Below are 17,306 nucleotides of genomic sequence, written 5' to 3' on the forward strand. Positions count from 1 at the left end.
TTCCAATGCATGTCAGGAGTAGCACGATGACGAAGCGCGCCCGGCCCACCGCGTGGCAGTGGATCACCTACAGTTGGGGCCGCAAGCTGCCCGACGAGCTCCAGGACTGGGTCCGGAACGACCTGACCGGCCGGTGGAGGGTACCGCGACACCTGTTGCGCGGCATGATCCCGTTCGTTCCGGTGTTCGCGGCCTTCCTGCTGTTCCCGGGGCCGATCTACCTGCGCCTCGCGATGATTCTCCTGGGCCTCATCTTGGCGCTGTTCTACTGCGGTGCGTACATGAAGATGAATCGCGAGCACCGGCTCGAACGTCATGGCCTCCCGCCTGACCTCGAACGCCCCGAACGGGTTCGGAAACACGATGCCGACCGGGTGGCCTACGAGAAGATCCACGGCCGAAGCGTCCCGGTGGCGCCGCGACGGCAGGTCCCCTGATCCCCTCGGACACCAAAGCTCTGAGACGGCAAATGCTCTGAGACGAGAAGTGCGCTGAGACGCGAGAAGAGCCCTGAGACCACAAAAGCCCTGTCCGACATCGGACAGGGCTTTTGTGTGCGTCTCAATCAGTTCATGGGAAGCGGTGCGGCGCCGCGGCTTTCGAGCATCTTTGTCATGGTCTCCGATTCGGATTCCTGGACATTGATCATCTGCTGGGCCAGGTTGCGGACATAGTCCTCGCTGACGTGATCGGGCTCGACCGCGTATTCCATCATCCCGACGCCGCCCTGGTGGTGGCGCAACATCAGTTGCAGGAAGTACGTGTCGAGCTCACTGCCCTGCAGGGTGCGCAGCTTGTTCATCTCCTCGGTGCTCGCCATTCCCGGCATCGGGACACCCGAGGTCGACATGTCCATGTCCATGTCCATGTCGGGTTCGGTCGATTCCTCATTCGAACCGCCGTGGGAGTGTCCGGAGCCGCCGTGGTCGCTCATCCACGCCATCGGTTCGCCGGGATTGTCGATCGGGTAGTCCCACCGGGTCAGCCACGACTGCATCTGCCCGATCTGATTGACCTGCGATGTCAGGATGTCGTAGGCGAGGCTGCGGACCTGCGGATCACTTCCGCCGTACAACTCCAGCGTGGCCATCTCGACGGCCTGCTGATGGTGCCGGATCATGTCCTGGGAGAACCCGACCGCAGCCGAGTCGGCCGCAGGTCGGTTGCTGTCGTCGTCTCCGTCGAACGTCGTCCGGAGCAGCAAACCGACCACGACGCCGATCAGGAGCACGGCGATCGCGCCCAGGACGAGTACGGCGGTCTGCTGGCTTCGGCGGCCCCGCGGCGCACTCCGATCGGGGGCGACCTGATCGGAATCGTTCCGATCGGCCCTGCCCTCGGGAGAATTGTCCGGTTCCGTCATCAGCCCGCCGGGGCCGGTTCGGTCGGCATCGCGCCGGCCTCGTCGGTGGCCGCGGTGGCGCCGGTTCCGTCCATCTGGATGGCATCCGGCCCTGGCTCACCCACGTCGGCGGGCGGTGGATTGCTCGGATCGAACGATCCGGGGATCGCCGCACACTGCGCGCCGACCTCGGGATAGGCGGACTGTTCGGGGTTCTCCGGGTACACGCCGGTGTTGCCGTTTTGGCGCAGCGCCTCGATGAACTGATCAACGCGGTCGTCGCCGGCGGAGTCGAGCTTGAGCTGGTGGCCCCACGACTGCAGAGAAATCGGGCGGTCCAGCGACGGGTACGGCGAGAGCAGCATGAACTGCTCGCCCTCCACCTTCGACTTGAGGATGTCCAGGTCTCCCGGCGCGATGGTCTCGGGGTTGTACGTGATCCAGACCGCGCCGTGCTCGAGTGCGTGCACCGCGTTCTCCGACCGCAATTCGTTCGGATAGACAATGCCGGTACACGTCGCCCACACCGCGTCATGGGGTCCGCCGAACGGCGGCGACTGGTCGTAGGCGACCCGCTGGGTCGGTTGGACGTGCTGGCCTGCCGGGTAATAGAGCTTGGTGACGCCCTCGATCTTGTCCGAAGGATCCGGATTCGAAGACGACGGCGTGTATTTCGCCACCTCTTGCTTGTCCTCGTATTTCGGAACCAGATAGATGGCCAGGCCGGCGATGATCAACAGGATCACCGCTATCCCGCCGACGGTGCCCCATGGGATCTGCCGTCCACCGCCGGCTTTGACAACGGGTACCTGACCAGCTTTTTTCTTCTTCCCGGAGCCCGCGGGCCGCTTCGGGATGTTGCCTTTGTTCTTGGCGTCAGCCATGGATCTCTTTCGGTGCAATTCTACGGAGAGCGAACGTCGCACTGCCGACTTGTCCGTCGGCGATATCAGAGTCTACGTGGGCACCTCGGAGCGGCCGAGCGTTGACAAAACCTGCGGTGTGCCGCAGCGGCGAGGTCTGCCAAGCCAATGCGATTGTCTTTGACGGTCGGTCGGCCAATAGGATGGTGCATCGTGACCCCCGCCGACCTCGCGGTACTCCTGCATGCCGCCACCTCCACAGTGCTCACCGACCACGGACTCGATGTGTCCGTGCTGCCGGAGTCTGTTGTCGTGGAGCGCCCCCGAAATCCTGAACACGGCGACTACGCCACGAACATCGCACTGCAACTCGCCAAAAAGGTCGGGGCCAATCCTCGTGAGCTGGCCGGATGGCTGGTCACAGAGCTGATCTCCCGTGACGGTATCGCCACCGCGGAGCTCGCCGGACCCGGATTCGTGAACATCCGGCTCGCCGCCGACGCGCAGAACGTGGTTGTCGGGGACGTTCTGACAGGCGGCGAGGCCTACGGCACCGGAACGATCTACGAGGGCCTCAAGGTGAACCTCGAGTTCGTCTCGGCCAACCCCACCGGCCCCATCCATCTCGGTGGTACCCGCTGGGCCGCGGTCGGTGACGCTCTCGGTCGGGTTCTGTCTGCCGCCGGCGCCGCGGTGACCCGCGAGTACTACTTCAACGACCACGGCGCCCAGATCGATCGGTTCGCGCGGTCGTTGCAGGCCGCGGCCCTGGGGGAGCCGACACCCGAAGACGGCTACGCCGGCGTGTACATCAACGACATCGCTGCGCAGATCGTCGCCGAGGTGCCCGACGTACTGGCGCGCCCCGAGGCAGAACGCCTCGAAACCTTCCGCGCCCATGGCGTCGATCTCATGTTCACGCAGATCAAGCACAACCTCCACGAGTTCGGTACCGACTTCGACGTCTACACGCACGAGAACAAGATGTTCGAGTCGGGCCAGGTCGACAAAGCGATCGTCGAACTCAAGGCCAACGGCAATCTGTACGAGAACGACGGCGCCTGGTGGCTGCGGTCCACCGCGTTCGGGGACGACAAAGACCGGGTTGTCATCAAGAGTGACGGTGAAGCGGCCTACATCGCCGGCGACATCGCCTACTTCAAGGACAAACGCGATCGTGGCTTCGACCTCTGCATCTACATGCTCGGTGCCGATCACCACGGCTACGTGGTTCGCCTGAAGGCGGCCGCCGCGGCCCTCGGTGACGACCCGGATCGTCTCGAGGTCCTGATCGGACAGATGGTGAATCTGGTCAAGGACGGGCAACCGGTCCGGATGAGCAAGCGCGCCGGCACGGTGATCACGCTCGACGATCTGGTCGAAGCCGTGGGTGTCGACGCCGCCCGTTACTCGCTGATTCGTTCGTCGGTGGACGTCAACATCGACATCGACCTGGATCTGCTGGTCAGCCAGTCGAACGAAAACCCGGTCTACTACGTGCAATACGCACACGCCCGGCTCTGCGCGATCGGTCGCAACGCCGAAGCCCTGGGCCTGGTGGCGGCGACCGATCATCTCGAGTTGCTGGTGGATCCGGCCGAAGGCGACTTGATCCGCACGCTCGGCGATTTTCCGGCCGTGGTGTCCACGGCCGCGCAATTGCGTGAGCCACACCGCATCTGCCGCTACCTCGAATCGTTGGCGAGTACTTACCACAAGTTCTACGATCGGTGCCGCGTGCTGCCTCAGGGCGACGAGGAACCGGCCGATATCCATGCCGCACGGCTGGCACTGTGTGGCGCCACCAAGCAGGTCATCGCCAATGGTTTGGCGATGGTCGGCGTCAACGCACCGGAGCGAATGTGAACGCACACCCCGCCGGCCCGCGCCACGCGGAGGTCCCGGCCGCGCCGCGGCTCGCCGAACGGCCCAACAGCCCTGCCGATCTGGCCGAGTTGCCGGCCCATGTCTATCCGCAGGGCACCGACCGCGACAGCAACGATGTCGCCCGGATCGGCGGCATTCCGGTGACCGAGCTGGCGGAGAAGTACAGCACGCCGCTGTTCGTCATCAACGAGGACGACTTCCGTGCCCGCTGCGCAGAGATGGCAAAGGCTTTCGGTTCCGCGGAACACGTGCACTACGCGTCCAAGGCATTCCTGTCGTCGGAGATCGCCCGCTGGGTGCAGTCCGAGGGGCTCTCACTCGACGTGTGTTCGTCGGGGGAGCTGACCGTGGCTCTGCGCGCTGGGTTCCCGGCTGACCGGATTGCGTTGCACGGCAACAACAAATCGATTCCGGAACTTGAATTGGCCGCCTCGTCGGGCGTGGAGCACGTGGTTCTGGACTCGATGATCGAGATCGAGCGACTCGACGAGATCGCCGGTCGTCTAGGGGTGGTCCAAGACGTTCTCGTCCGGATCACCGTCGGGGTCGAGGCCCATACCCACGAGTTCATCTCGACCGCCCACGAGGACCAGAAGTTCGGTTTCTCCCTCGCGGGTGGGGTGGCGATGGACGCGGTCCGCCGGGTGTTCGCCACCGACAACCTTCGTCTGGTCGGGCTGCACAGCCACATCGGCTCGCAGATCTTCGAAGTCGACGGGTTCGAACTGGCGGCCCACCGGGTCCTCGGCCTCCTCAAGGACATCGTCGGCGAGTTCGGAGTCGAGAAGACCGCTCAGCTGTCGATTCTGGATCTTGGTGGCGGACTGGGTATTTCCTACCTGCCGTCGGATGACCCGCCACCCGTTCAGGAAGTCGCCGACAAACTCGCCGTCATCGTCGAGCGGGAGTCTGCGGCATTGGGCCTGCCCACGCCGACGATCGCGGTCGAGCCGGGCCGTGCGATCGCCGGTCCGGCCGGCGTCACGCTCTACACGGTTGGCACCGTGAAGGACGTCCAGCTGGCACCGGGCGGGGCGCAGCGGCGCTACGTGTCGGTCGACGGCGGGATGAGCGACAACATCCGGACCTCGCTGTACCAGGCGGAATACGATGTGCGCCTGGCATCGCGGGTCTCGTCCGCCGACGCGGTCGTCAGCCGGGTTGTCGGAAAGCACTGCGAGAGTGGCGACATCGTCGTCAAGGACTGCTGGTTGCCGGGCGACGTCGCACCCGGAGACATTCTGATGGTCGGCGCCACCGGCGCGTACTGCTACACGATGTCGAGTCGGTACAACATGGTGACGCGACCCGCTGTGGTCGCGGTTAAGGGCGGTACCTCGCGGGTGATGCTGCGACGCGAGACCGTCGAGGATTTGTTGAGCTTGGAGGTGAACGAATGACGGAGAACAGCACGCGCGCCATTGGTGTCGCGATACTCGGAATGGGCAACGTCGGTACCGAGGTGGTGCGCATCCTCACCGATAATGCGGCAGATCTGACAGCCCGGGTCGGTGCGCCGATGGAGATTCGCGGCGTTGCGGTTCGTGACCTCGGTAAACCGCGCGGTATCGATCCGGCCCTGCTCACCGACAAGCCCGAAGAACTCGTCGCCCGAGACGACGTCGACATCGTTGTCGAGTTGATGGGCGGAATCGACCCGCCGCGCATGCTCATTCGAGAGTCGTTGCAGAGCGGTAAGTCGGTGGTGACCGCCAACAAGGCCCTCCTGGCCGACTACACCGGCGAGCTCGCGACCGCCGCCGCTGCGGCCAAGGTGGACCTCTACTTCGAGGCGGCCGTGGCCGGCGCGATCCCCGTGATCCGGCCTCTGATGCAGTCCCTGGCCGGTGACACCGTGACCAAGGTGGCCGGAATCGTCAACGGCACCACCAACTTCATCCTCTCGTCGATGGATGCCGACGGCAGCGACTACGACGAGACACTGGCCGAGGCCGGTCGGCTCGGGTACGCCGAAGCCGATCCGACGGCTGACGTGGAGGGCTACGACGCCGCCGCGAAGGCCGCGATTCTCGCGTCGATCGCATTCCATTCGCGCGTGACCGCGCTGAACGTCTACCGCGAGGGCATCTCGAACATCACCTCGCACGACCTCGCATCGGCGAAGGCTCTCGACTGCACGGTGAAATTGCTGTCGATCTGTGAGCGTGTTGTCGACGAGGATGGTACGCAACGGATTTCGGCCCGCGTGTATCCAGCACTGGTGCCGCTGTCGCATCCGCTCGCCGCGGTGAGTGGCGCGTTCAATGCGGTGGTTGTCGAGGCGGAAAACGCCGGTCGGCTCATGTTCTACGGCCAGGGGGCCGGTGGTGCGCCGACCGCATCGGCAGTACTGGGAGATCTGGTGATGGCAGCTCGCAACAAGGTTCACGGTGGCCGTGGGCCACTGGAGTCGACCTACGCGTCGTTGCCGATCGCCCCGATGGGTGATGTCCGTACCCGCTACTACGTGTCGATGCGGGTCGCCGACAAACCCGGCGTGCTGTCGACGGTCGCCGGTGAGTTCTCTTCGCGCAACATCAGCATCTCCACGGTCCGGCAGGAAGGCGCCGGCGAAGATGCCCGGCTGGTGGTTGTCACGCATCGCGCACCGGATTCGGCGTTGTCGGAAACCGTTGCGGCGCTGGAGAAATTGGATTCGGTGTTGAGTGTTTCGAGTGTTTTGCGACTGGAGGGAACCAATGATTGATTCAGCAGCCGTGCATCGGGCATGGCCCGGCCTGATCGAGGCCTACCGGGATCGGCTCCCGGTGGGCGACGACTGGAAGGTCGTCACCCTCCTCGAAGGTGGCACCCCGCTGATCAGTGCGCCGCATCTGTCCGAGATCGCCGGATGCGAGGTCTATCTCAAGGTCGAGGGTCTCAACCCGACCGGCTCGTTCAAGGACCGTGGGATGACCATGGCGGTCAGCAATGCCGTCAACAACGGCAAGACCGCCGTCCTGTGTGCGTCGACCGGTAACACCTCGGCCTCCGCGGCCGCCTATGCGACGCGTGCCGGCATCACGTGCGCGGTGCTGATCCCCGAGGGCAAGATCGCCATGGGCAAGCTCGCCCAGGCAGTCATGCACGGCGCGAAGATCATTCAGGTGCAGGGCAATTTCGACGACTGCCTCGAGCTCGCCCGTAAGGCGACCGCCGAGTTCAGCCAGATCGAGCTGGTGAACTCGGTCAACCCGGCACGGATCGAGGGCCAGAAGACCGCGGCCTTCGAGATCATGGATGTGCTCGGCCGCGCTCCCGACGTGCACGCGTTGCCGGTCGGGAACGCCGGAAACATCACCGCCTACTGGAAGGGTTACACCGAGTACCACCGCGACGGTGTTGTCGGTTCGACCCCGCGCATGCTCGGCGTCCAGGCGGCAGGCGCCGCGCCGCTCGTGAACGGTGCCCCGGTGAAGAACCCCGAAACCATCGCCACCGCGATCCGCATCGGGTCCCCGGCCAGCTGGAACCAGGCCGTGGCCGCCAAAGACGAGTCGGGCGGCCAGTTCCGGGCGGCAACCGACGAGAAGTTGCTCGAGGCGTACCGGCTGATCGCCGGACGTGAGGGCGTGTTCGTGGAGCCGGCTTCGGCGGCGAGTGTGGCCGGTTTGCTGGCTGCGCGTGCCGATGGCTGGATCTCGGCCGGTGAACTGGTGGTCTGCACTGTCACCGGCAACGGACTGAAGGACCCCGACACCGCGCTCGCGGGCATCCCACCGGTCGAAGCGATTCCGGTGGATCCGGTTGCGGTTGCCGCGGCGCTGGGACTGAGTTGATGGGTATCGTTGTACACGTTGTTCCGAACATCCCGGCAAGTTGAAGCGCCGGGTATGAGTTCTGTTCTGCCGGTCGGTCTGCAGGTAGGCGCACGCGTTCCGGCGTCGAGTGCCAACCTCGGACCCGGATTCGACACACTCGGCATCGCATTGGGGATCTACGACGACATCTCGGTGACCGTCGCCGGCCCCGGTCTGCGGATCAGCGTGAGCGGGGAAGGCGCCCAAGGGGTTCCCCTCGATGCGAACCACCTGGTGGTGCGTGCGATCAATCGTGGGCTCGCCGCTGCCGGCGTGACGGTGCCGGGGCTCGATGTCGAGTGCCGGAACAGCATTCCGCACTCCCGCGGTCTGGGATCGTCGGCCTCTGCGGTGGTCGGGGGACTGGCGGCAGCGGCGGGACTGGTCCGGGCAGCGGGTGTCGGTACCCCGTTGTCGACCGACGTGCTCGTCCAGCTGGCCTCGGAGTTCGAAGGGCACCCCGATAACGCGTCGGCGAGTGTGCTCGGTTCCGCTGTCGTCTCCTGGTCGGAGGTCGCGGGCGGTGAGGTGCATCCGGCGCTGGAGACCGATGCTTCGCGTGACGCACGCTATTTCGCCCGCAAGCTCGACGTCCATCCGTCGATCCGGGCGTTTGTGATGATTCCGCAGGTCGAGTCGTCGACCGCAGTCACCCGGGGGCTCCTTCCGGACGCGGTTGCGCGCGGCGACGCGGTGTTCAATGTCAGCCGCGCGGCACTGGCAGTGGTGGCGCTCGCCACAGATCCCGGGCTGCTGTTCGCTGCGACGGAGGACCGGCTGCACCAGGAGTATCGCGCTCCGGTCATGCCGGCCACCGCGGAATTGGTTCGGTGGCTGCGGGAGCGCGCTGTTCCGGCCACCGTGTCCGGTGCCGGCCCGACCGTGCTGGCGCTCACGGCGTCACCGTTGCCCTCCGGATCGCAGGAGATGGCAGCCGAACTGGGATTTGCGCTGGACGAGGTAGAGATCGCGCCGGGAGTAGTCGTACACTGAGAAGTGGCCGCGCCATCTGGTTCGTCCATCTCAGGGAACACGCCGTCAGTGCAGAGTGTTGCTCATATCGTTGATCGTGGTTAGCATGAACCCGTCCAGCCGCGAAAGTTTCACCACGCGCGCTTCTCACGAAATTGTGAATTCAAACGGTCACAGCCCGCGGACGTCAGTCCGTGAAATCGAAGCGCGGCACACGACACAAAGCCTGATAGACCGCTCAAACAGCGGCACCTCTCACCTGGTCTCCGGGTGCGAGAAACTCGCCCTCGCGAATCTACCGGCGGGGGAAGGAAAGGATATCCGTTGACGGATACGGACCTCATCACTGCACCGGGTGCAGAAAACACGCTTGACCTCGGCGGAGTCGAGACTCCCAAAGCCGAACGTCGTCGTGGCACCGGACTGTCGGGGATGGTTCTCACCGAGCTGCGCGGCCTCGCCGGCGAGCTCGGTATCAAAGGCACATCAGGGATGCGCAAAAGCGACCTGATCGCTGCCATCAAGGAGCGTCAGAGCGGTTCGACCGCTGCTGCGCCCACCAAGACGAAGGCTGCGAGCACCAAGGCCCCGGTCGAGAAGACCCAGGCCAAGGCTGATGTTGCGCCGACGAGCGCACCGGCCGAGCAGCCCGCCGAGGCGAAGACCGAACAGGCCGCAGAGGCCCCGAGTACGGACAACAGGGCTGCCGAGAAACAGCCTGCCGACCCCAAGGCTGCCCCGGCCGTCGAACCCAAGGGTGAGACGGCGCCGGTCGAGTCGGGTCGTCGTGAGCGCCGCCGAGGCGCGTCGACCGACAAGGCCGAGGCATCCACCGATGACGCCGGCTCGAATGCCGCGGTCACCACCGAAAGCACCGATTCAGGCGACGCCACCGACTCCGCCGATGGCTCTGACCAGCGGCGTCAGCGTCGCCGGGGACGTGACGGGCAAACCCGTGACGGCCAGGGCAACGCCCGGGACAACCAGGGCAGCCGGGACAACCAGGGCAGCCGCGACAACCAGGGCAGCGGCCAGAATCGCGACGGTGGCCAGAGCCGCGACAATCGCAACGCGGACAACCGTGGTTCCGATAACCGGGACAACCGCAACGCGGACAACCGCAATGCCGATGGTCAGAACAGCGGACCGCGCAACAACAACCGCGACAACGGTCCCGACGACGACGGTGACGGCCGCGGTCGTCGCGGCCGCCGCTTCCGCGAGCGTCGTCGTGGGCGCGATCGCACCGATGGCGGTGCCGGTGGCGGCGAACCGCAGATCTCCGACGACGATGTGTTGCAGCCGGTCGCGGGCATCCTCGACGTGCTCGACAACTACGCATTCGTCCGGACCTCCGGTTACCTGGCGGGTCAGAACGACGTCTATGTGTCGATGAACCTGATCCGCAAGAACGGTCTGCGTCGCGGAGACGCGATCACCGGCGCGGTCAAGGTGGCCCGTGAAGGCGACCAATCCAACCAGCGGCAGAAGTTCAATCCGCTGGTCCGGCTCGATTCGGTGAACGGCGCCGACGTCGAAACCGCCAAGCGGCGACCGGAATTCAACAAGCTGACCCCGCTGTACCCGAACCAGCGACTGCGGTTGGAGACCACGAGCGAGCGGATCTCGACCCGCGTCATCGACCTGGTCATGCCCATCGGTAAAGGCCAGCGCGCGCTCATCGTCTCACCGCCCAAGGCGGGTAAGACCACGATCCTGCAGAACATCGCCAACGCCATCTCGATCAACAACCCCGAGTGCTACCTGATGGTGGTCCTGGTCGACGAGCGTCCTGAAGAGGTCACCGACATGCAGCGTTCGGTCAAGGGTGAGGTCATCGCCTCCACCTTCGACCGCCCGCCGTCAGATCACACGTCGGTCGCCGAGCTCGCCATCGAGCGGGCCAAGCGCCTCGTCGAAGACGGTAAAGACGTTGTGGTCCTTCTGGATTCGATCACCCGCCTGGGACGCGCATACAACAACGCGTCGCCGGCCTCAGGCCGAATCCTGTCCGGTGGTGTCGATTCCACGGCGCTGTACCCGCCGAAGCGTTTCCTGGGTGCGGCCCGGAACATCGAAAACGGCGGATCGTTGACGATCATCGCCTCGGCCCTGGTCGAGACCGGATCCACCGGTGACACCGTCATCTTCGAGGAGTTCAAGGGCACCGGCAACGCCGAGCTCAAACTCGATCGCAAGATCTCGGAGCGTCGGGTGTTCCCCGCGGTCGACGTCAACCTGTCGAGTACCCGTAAAGACGAGTTGCTCTTGTCGCCGGAGGAGTTCTCCATCGTGCACAAGCTACGTCGGGTGCTCTCCGGACTGGATTCGCAGCAGGCCATCGATCTGTTGGTGAGCCAGTTGAAGAAGACCAAGAACAACATGGAGTTCCTCATGCAGGTGCAGAAGACCGCACCGGGCGCGATGAAAGACGACTGAATACTCCGCAGCACCAACAACAAACCCACCTCGTCCAGTCAAATGCACACGTGCAACGTGTGGAAATGACCGGACGAGGTGGGTTTGTCTGTGAAGGACCCGCGTGGGTGTCAGCGCTCGGGGACGGTGCCCGGGCCCGGGTCGAATGGCGGGGGATCGGTCGGATCGAAACGTCCCGGCACCGTCGCACAGGTGGCGCCGGGTTCTGGATAGCCGGTCGCCGAGGGGTTTTCGTCGTACACGCCCGGTTGTGTGTTCTGCCTGGTGGCGGTGATGAACTGGTCGATTCTTGGGTCGTCGGCGTCCGAAACCTTCAGCTGATGGCCCCAGGACTGTAGCGAGATCGGTTCGTCCAGACCCGGATACGGCGACATCAGCATGTAGTTGAGGCCATCGACCCGCTGTTCCAGTTCGCTGATCTGGTCCGCATCGAGGTCGTCGGGGTTGTACGTGACCCACACGGCGCCGTGCTCGAGGGAGTGGACGGCGTTCTCGGTGCGGATGGCGGCGGGATACACCACACCGGTGCAGGTGGCCCAGACGGAATCATGCCGTCCGCCGAGCGGCGGCTCGTGGGTGTACGCCACCTTCTGGGTGTCCAGGACGTGTTCGGCGGTGGGGTAGTAGACCTTCAGCACACCGTCGATCTGATCGGTGGGGTCCGGATGTGATCGGCTGGGGATGAACTCTTGGGTCGAGGTCCCCTCGGAACTGCTGCCGGTGGCGGCGACGGGTTCACCCGACTCCGCAGAGCTGCAACCGCTCAGGCCCACGACCAGCAAAGATCCGGCCACCGCGAGTAGTACCGCTGGTTTCACCCTGTCACCCGTCTCATTGCCACCTGTCCCATCGACCCCGATCCGAAATGGATCTGCTGCGGCACCATCCTGTCAGATCTGACCGGCGGAATATCACGGGTGGAAAGTTGTTGAGATATTCGTGCCGCAGCGCGGGACATCAACTCGATCGGGCGATGGCGATTCGCAGGTCGGGAGGCTGTTCTGGCATACTGAGCGGTCGAGTCCGGTTCCGGTTCACACCTTCGATCCGCGAAGGTGACCCGGCGACCATGAAAGGGACACCAGAATGAAGCAGGGAATCCACCCCGACTACGTCGAGACCACTGTGGTCTGCGGCTGCGGGAACACTTTCCAGACCCACTCCACCCAGGCGTCGGGTCGGATCAACGTCGAGGTCTGCTCGCAGTGCCACCCGTTCTACACGGGCAAGCAGAAGATTCTCGACACCGGTGGCCGCGTTGCGCGCTTCGAGAAGCGTTACGGCAAGCGGGCCGCTGCAAAGAAAGACGCAGCAGACAACTAGCTTGTACAACCGGCGTCTGACTCTGCCCTTGGGCAGGTCAGGCGCCGGTTTTTCTTTACCCTCAGTCCATCACTGCCACTGCCTGCCACGGCCGCGCAGCCACTTCGCCAAGGAAACAGGTCATGAGTACTTCCGATCCATCCGCGATCGACGACATCCTTGCCGAGCACGCCGGCTTGCAGAGTCAGATGTCCGATCCGTCGTTGCACGACGATCCGACTGCGGCCCGTCGCGTGGGCAAGCGATTTGCAGAACTCGCCCCGATCATGGCTACGTACACGAAACTTCAGGCAGCACAAGATGATTTGGAAGCGGCGCGCGAACTCGCCGCCGACGACAGCTCTTTTGCCGCCGAGATCCCGGAGCTCGAGGAGACCGTCGCCATTCTTGATGAGGCGCTGACCGATCTGCTGGCGCCACGCGATCCACATGATGCCGACGATGTCGTGCTGGAGATCAAGTCCGGAGCCGGTGGCGAGGAATCGGCGCTGTTCGCTTCCGATCTCGCGCGCATGTACCTCAAATACTGTGAGCGCCAGGGATGGAAGGCCCAGACCCTCGGTCTGACGGAATCCGACCTGGGCGGATACAAGGACGCCACCATCTCCATCAAGTCCAAGGGTGAAGGCCCGGGCGGTGTGTGGGCCAGATTGAAGTTCGAAGGCGGCGTGCACCGAGTGCAGCGTGTGCCGGTCACCGAGTCGCAGGGTCGCATCCACACCTCGGCGGCCGGTGTCCTGATCTACCCCGAACCCGACGAGGTCGAACAGGTCCAGATCGACGAAAACGATCTCCGGGTCGACGTCTACCGCAGCTCCGGTAAGGGCGGGCAGGGCGTCAACACCACAGACTCCGCCGTCCGGCTCACCCACCTGCCCACGGGGATCGTGGTGACCTGCCAAAACGAACGTTCGCAGTTGCAGAACAAGGCTCGGGCGATGCAGGTCCTCGCGGCCCGGTTGCAGGCCGCGGCCGAAGAGGCGGCCAGCGCCGAAGCGTCGCAGGGCCGAGCCGCTCAGATCCGCACCGTCGACCGCTCCGAGCGGATCCGCACTTACAACTTCCCGGAGAACCGCATCACCGACCATCGCATCGGCTATAAGGCGTCGAATCTCGACGCGGTGCTCGCCGGCGACATGGATGCGCTCCTCGACGCGTTGGGCGCCGCGGATCGTCAGGCCCGCCTCGAGGCGGAGTGAGCGCCAGGGACATTCGCCGGGCCGCCGCCGCGCAACTGTCCGCGGCCGGCGTGCCCAGCGCACAGGTCGATGCGGGCCTGCTGCTGGCGTTTGTTCTGGATCGGTCGGTCGGCGAGCTGGTCGCGGTTGACGAGCTGTCGGACGTCGACGCCGACCGGTATCGCGAACTCGTCGACAGACGTGCGCGCCGTGAACCCCTGCAGCACATCATCGGCCATGTCGCTTTCGGACCGATCGAACTCGAGGTCGGTCCCGGGGTCTTCATCCCGCGGATGGAGACCGAACTCCTCTACGCCTGGGCTCTGACGCAGATCGCGGAAGCGCCCCGTCCGGTGGTCGTCGATCTGTGCAGCGGCAGCGGTACATTGGCCCTCGCGCTGGCTGTCGGTCATCCCGGTGCCGTGGTCCACGCCGTCGAAATCGACGCTGCCGCACACAAATGGCTGTGCCACAACCTGTCTCGGATGCCGGACGAGGTTCGGGATCGGGTCGTTGTGCATCTCGGCGACGCCGCCGACCCGCAGATACTGCCGGACGTCCTCGCCGATCTTGTCGTGTCGAATCCGCCGTACATCCCGGAGGGCGCCGACCTGCCTGCCGAGGTGTCCGACCACGACCCTGCAAGGGCCTTGTTCGGCGGCGCCGACGGGATGGCGGTGATCACGCCGATGATCTCGGTCGTCGTGCGCCTCCTGCGGCCCGGAGGTGCGGTCGGGATCGAGCACGACGACACCACCGCCGCGCTGGTGACGGACGCGCTCGAGGCCGACGGGCACTTCGACTCGATCACCCAGAAGAACGATCTCGCCGAACGCGCGCGGTTCGTCACCGCCATGCGTCGCTGATCGGACTCGACGACATGCAAGGATGGACGCCGTGAGCACTACGTTCGATTGCAGCAATCCCGGATCACGGTCTGCCGGCCTGCGCGCCGCGGTGGGCGCTGCCAAGGGTGGGCGCCTGATCGTCATGCCCACCGACACCCTGTACGGAATCGGTTGCGACGCTTTCGATTCCGAGTCGGTCAACAGCCTGCTGGCCGCCAAGGGCCGGGGCCGTGACATGCCGGTCCCGGTGCTCGTTGGGTCGTGGACGACCATCGACGGGCTTGTCCTGTCCGTGTCGCCGACCGCCCGCGAGCTGACCCGGGCGTTCTGGCCCGGCGGCCTGAGTCTGGTCGTGCACCAGGCGCCGTCTCTGGCCTGGGACCTGGGCGACACCCGCGGCACCGTGATGCTGCGGATGCCACTGCATCCGGTGGCAATCGACGTGTTGCGGGAGGTCGGCCCGATGGCGGTGTCGAGTGCGAACATCTCGGGTCGCCCACCGGCCACCACCGCAGAGCAGGCCCGCGAGCAGCTGGGGGAGTCCGTTGCGGTCTACCTCGACGGTGGCCCCGCTGCGAAAGCGGTGCCGTCGACGATCGTCGATCTCACCGACGTGGCCCCCAAGATCCTGCGCGAGGGCGCGATCAGTGCAGAGGAGATCGCCGAGGTCATCGGCACCGACGCCGAGAGCCTGCGGGTCTGACCCGAATGCCTGTCACAAGTGACGTTTGCCCCCGTCGCCGATACGCCGTCGGTGAGTGAGGGCAGTGGTGTGTTGATCGCTGCCCAGTCCGGGCTCACCAGCAGCGGCGCGGGTGTTCCGCTGCGCGAGTTGATGCTGGTCGGGTTGTGTGCGGCACTGATCACTTACCTGATCACCGGCCTGGTGCGCGTTGTCGCCACCCGGACCGGTGCCGTCGCGATTCCTCGCAACCGGGACGTCCACGCGATCCCGACGCCCCGCCTGGGTGGCGTCGGCATGTACATCGGCGTGCTGGCAGGCATGATCCTGGCGGGCGAACTGCCGGCACTGACACGGGGTTTCGATTACACCGACGATATGAACGCCGTCGTGGTTGCCGGTGGTGTCATCGTGCTGGTCGGCATCATCGACGACCGGTGGGGAATCGATGCGCTCACCAAGTTCGTCGGGCAGCTCACCGCCGCCGGTGTTCTGGTGCTCATGGGTCTGAGCTGGACAGTTGTCGCGGTCCCATTCGGAGACATCGGGACAGTCATCCTCGATCCGCTGCAATCGGGCCTGCTCACCATCGCGGTGACCGTTGCAACGGTCAACGCGATGAACTTCGTCGACGGTCTCGACGGCCTTGCAGCGGGTCTCGCGCTGATCGCGGCACTGGCAATCTGTGTCTTCTCGCTCGGACTTCTGCATGACCAGGGCGGAGATGTCAGCTATTACCCGCCGGCGCTCATCTCCGCGATTCTTGCCGGTGCCTGCCTCGGCTTCCTCCCGCACAACTTCCAGCCGGCCCGCATATTCATGGGTGATTCCGGTTCGATGCTCATCGGTCTGATGCTCGCCGCGGCCTCCACCAGCGCCTCCGGCCGTATCGCGATCAACGCCTACGGTCCCGCGGACGTGTTCACGCTGCTCTCGCCGATCATCCTGGTCGCGGCGGTCATGTTCATCCCGATGCTCGACATGCTCATGGCGGTCATCCGTCGCACGCGTGCCGGCGTCGGCTTCTACACACCGGACAAGATGCATTTGCATCACCGGCTTCTCGAGCTCGGCCATTCGCATCGCCGCGTGGTGCTGGTGATCTACCTGTGGGTCGGTGTCCTGGCATTCAGCGCGGCCGCCAGCACACTCTTCCCGGCTTCTGTGGTGCTGCCGGTACTCGGTGGTGGCCTGATCATCGCGATGCTCGTGACCATCATCCCGAGGCTCCGGAACCGGCACCGAGCAGGTGTCGGTATCAGCGGCTCCTGAGCGACGTTTACCCTGGAAGGGTGAGCGAAGCTTCTGAACCAGCACTGATCAACTCCAACGACGTCACCGCGATCACTCCTTTGCAGAAGGCGATCCGGTACGGCGCACTCGGTCTACTCGTGCTGACCGTGATCAGCGTGGTCGTGTGGGGGTTGGTCGACGGATCCGAGGGCTTCTGGGGTGCACTGGTCGGCGCGGCGTTCGGCGGTGGATTCATCCTCTTCACGGTGATCGTGGTCGTTCTGACCGCCAAGGTGTCGCCGACCACCGGCGGTGCGATTTTGATGGGCACATGGCTGCTCAAGTTGCTGCTGGCCATGTTGGCCCTGGCCGCGCTGAGCAAAGTCGATTCCCTCAATCACATCGCGCTCGGCGTGACAGCGCTGATCGCGATGGTGATCGTGCTCGCCTGCGAGACATACGCGGTCATGACCACCAAAGTTCCCTACGTCGACACCGCTTCCGACGAAGACGCCGACGATGAACTCTAGAATCCGGACATACTACATAGGGTAGTAATCGCCTCCGGTACGTACCCGCCACTATGACCGGCCACACGCAGTTGCTATCGTTGGCGCGCAGAAGAGAACCGGACTTGACCAGCCCGGTGCTCAACCTGCCGTGCTACGCGAGAAGGCGCAGAAATGCGACTTCGGCCCATGGGTGAACCAGGGACGTGAACGGCATGAAGTCTGAAGCA

Annotated in this window: 16 protein-coding genes; 13 read left to right on the top strand and 3 right to left on the bottom strand. The window is 64.9% G+C overall.

Features of this window, described 5'->3' with window-relative positions; translation table 11 throughout:
• Nucleotides 1-26 precede the first annotated feature (26 nt).
• Nucleotides 27-437, top strand: a complete 411-nt coding sequence (locus tag VIQ49_RS18440) for a DUF5313 family protein (protein ID WP_331887207.1) — start codon at nucleotides 27-29, stop codon at nucleotides 435-437.
• Nucleotides 438-565: 128 nt separating this feature from the next.
• On the opposite strand, the gene VIQ49_RS18445 is transcribed toward VIQ49_RS18440, so the two are convergent.
• A complete protein-coding gene (locus VIQ49_RS18445; protein ID WP_331887209.1) occupies nucleotides 566-1,363 on the bottom strand; it encodes a DUF305 domain-containing protein in 798 nt (265 codons plus the stop codon).
• Nucleotides 1,363-2,226, bottom strand: coding sequence for a DUF3105 domain-containing protein (locus VIQ49_RS18450; protein ID WP_331887211.1), 864 nt, complete (start codon nucleotides 2,224-2,226; stop codon nucleotides 1,363-1,365). The genes VIQ49_RS18445 and VIQ49_RS18450 overlap by 1 nt, the downstream gene beginning before the upstream one ends.
• A 192-nt stretch (nucleotides 2,227-2,418) precedes the next feature.
• On the opposite strand from VIQ49_RS18450, the gene argS reads away from it, so the two are divergent.
• The 6 genes from argS (at nucleotide 2,419) to rho (ending at nucleotide 11,303) form a co-directional block, all read left to right on the top strand.
• On the top strand, nucleotides 2,419-4,071 hold the full coding sequence (argS, locus tag VIQ49_RS18455) for an arginine--tRNA ligase (RefSeq protein WP_331887213.1): 1,653 nt from the start codon (nucleotides 2,419-2,421) through the stop codon (nucleotides 4,069-4,071).
• Nucleotides 4,068-5,492, top strand: coding sequence for a diaminopimelate decarboxylase (lysA, locus tag VIQ49_RS18460; RefSeq protein WP_331887215.1), 1,425 nt, complete (start codon nucleotides 4,068-4,070; stop codon nucleotides 5,490-5,492). Before argS ends, lysA begins: the two co-directional genes overlap by 4 nt.
• Nucleotides 5,489-6,799 (top strand): homoserine dehydrogenase, encoded by a 1,311-nt coding sequence (locus tag VIQ49_RS18465; RefSeq protein ID WP_331887217.1) that lies wholly within the window; start codon nucleotides 5,489-5,491, stop codon nucleotides 6,797-6,799. The genes lysA and VIQ49_RS18465 overlap by 4 nt, the downstream gene beginning before the upstream one ends.
• On the top strand, nucleotides 6,792-7,871 hold the full coding sequence (gene thrC / locus VIQ49_RS18470) for a threonine synthase (RefSeq protein ID WP_331887219.1): 1,080 nt from the start codon (nucleotides 6,792-6,794) through the stop codon (nucleotides 7,869-7,871). The genes VIQ49_RS18465 and thrC overlap by 8 nt, the downstream gene beginning before the upstream one ends.
• 54 nt (nucleotides 7,872-7,925) lie before the next feature.
• Complete coding sequence (gene thrB, locus VIQ49_RS18475; protein ID WP_331887221.1) at nucleotides 7,926-8,885, top strand: homoserine kinase; 960 nt, start codon at nucleotides 7,926-7,928, stop codon at nucleotides 8,883-8,885.
• Between the two features lie 303 nt (nucleotides 8,886-9,188).
• Nucleotides 9,189-11,303, top strand: coding sequence for a transcription termination factor Rho (gene rho / locus VIQ49_RS18480; protein WP_331887223.1), 2,115 nt, complete (start codon nucleotides 9,189-9,191; stop codon nucleotides 11,301-11,303).
• A 110-nt stretch (nucleotides 11,304-11,413) separates the two neighbouring features.
• Here the strand turns inward: rho and VIQ49_RS18485 are convergent, their stop codons facing one another.
• A complete protein-coding gene (locus tag VIQ49_RS18485) occupies nucleotides 11,414-12,121 on the bottom strand; it encodes a DUF3105 domain-containing protein (protein ID WP_331887225.1) in 708 nt (235 codons plus the stop codon).
• 268 nt (nucleotides 12,122-12,389) lie between these two features.
• On the opposite strand from VIQ49_RS18485, the gene rpmE reads away from it, so the two are divergent.
• From rpmE to VIQ49_RS18515, 6 genes are all read left to right on the top strand, one after another.
• The gene (gene rpmE, locus VIQ49_RS18490; protein ID WP_020109027.1) at nucleotides 12,390-12,626 is read left to right on the top strand and encodes a 50S ribosomal protein L31; all 237 of its coding nucleotides are present in this window, start codon (nucleotides 12,390-12,392) and stop codon (nucleotides 12,624-12,626) included.
• Between the two features lie 122 nt (nucleotides 12,627-12,748).
• The gene (gene prfA / locus VIQ49_RS18495; protein ID WP_331887228.1) at nucleotides 12,749-13,825 is read left to right on the top strand and encodes a peptide chain release factor 1; all 1,077 of its coding nucleotides are present in this window, start codon (nucleotides 12,749-12,751) and stop codon (nucleotides 13,823-13,825) included.
• Entirely contained in the window at nucleotides 13,822-14,670 is an 849-nt protein-coding gene (prmC, locus tag VIQ49_RS18500) for a peptide chain release factor N(5)-glutamine methyltransferase (protein WP_331887230.1), read from the top strand. The genes prfA and prmC overlap by 4 nt, the downstream gene beginning before the upstream one ends.
• 31 nt (nucleotides 14,671-14,701) lie before the next feature.
• Entirely contained in the window at nucleotides 14,702-15,355 is a 654-nt protein-coding gene (locus VIQ49_RS18505; protein ID WP_331887232.1) for an L-threonylcarbamoyladenylate synthase, read from the top strand.
• Nucleotides 15,356-15,406: 51 nt separating this feature from the next.
• Complete coding sequence (locus tag VIQ49_RS18510; RefSeq protein WP_331887270.1) at nucleotides 15,407-16,606, top strand: MraY family glycosyltransferase; 1,200 nt, start codon at nucleotides 15,407-15,409, stop codon at nucleotides 16,604-16,606.
• Between the two features lie 20 nt (nucleotides 16,607-16,626).
• Nucleotides 16,627-17,097 carry a hypothetical protein gene (locus VIQ49_RS18515; RefSeq protein ID WP_331887234.1) on the top strand — a complete coding sequence of 157 codons (471 nt, stop codon included), beginning with the start codon at nucleotides 16,627-16,629 and terminating at the stop codon, nucleotides 17,095-17,097.
• Nucleotides 17,098-17,306: the final 209 nt, after the last annotated feature.

The sequence above is a fragment of the Williamsia sp. genome (genome assembly GCF_036566845.1).
Classification (GTDB): Bacteria; Actinomycetota; Actinomycetes; order Mycobacteriales; family Mycobacteriaceae; genus Williamsia.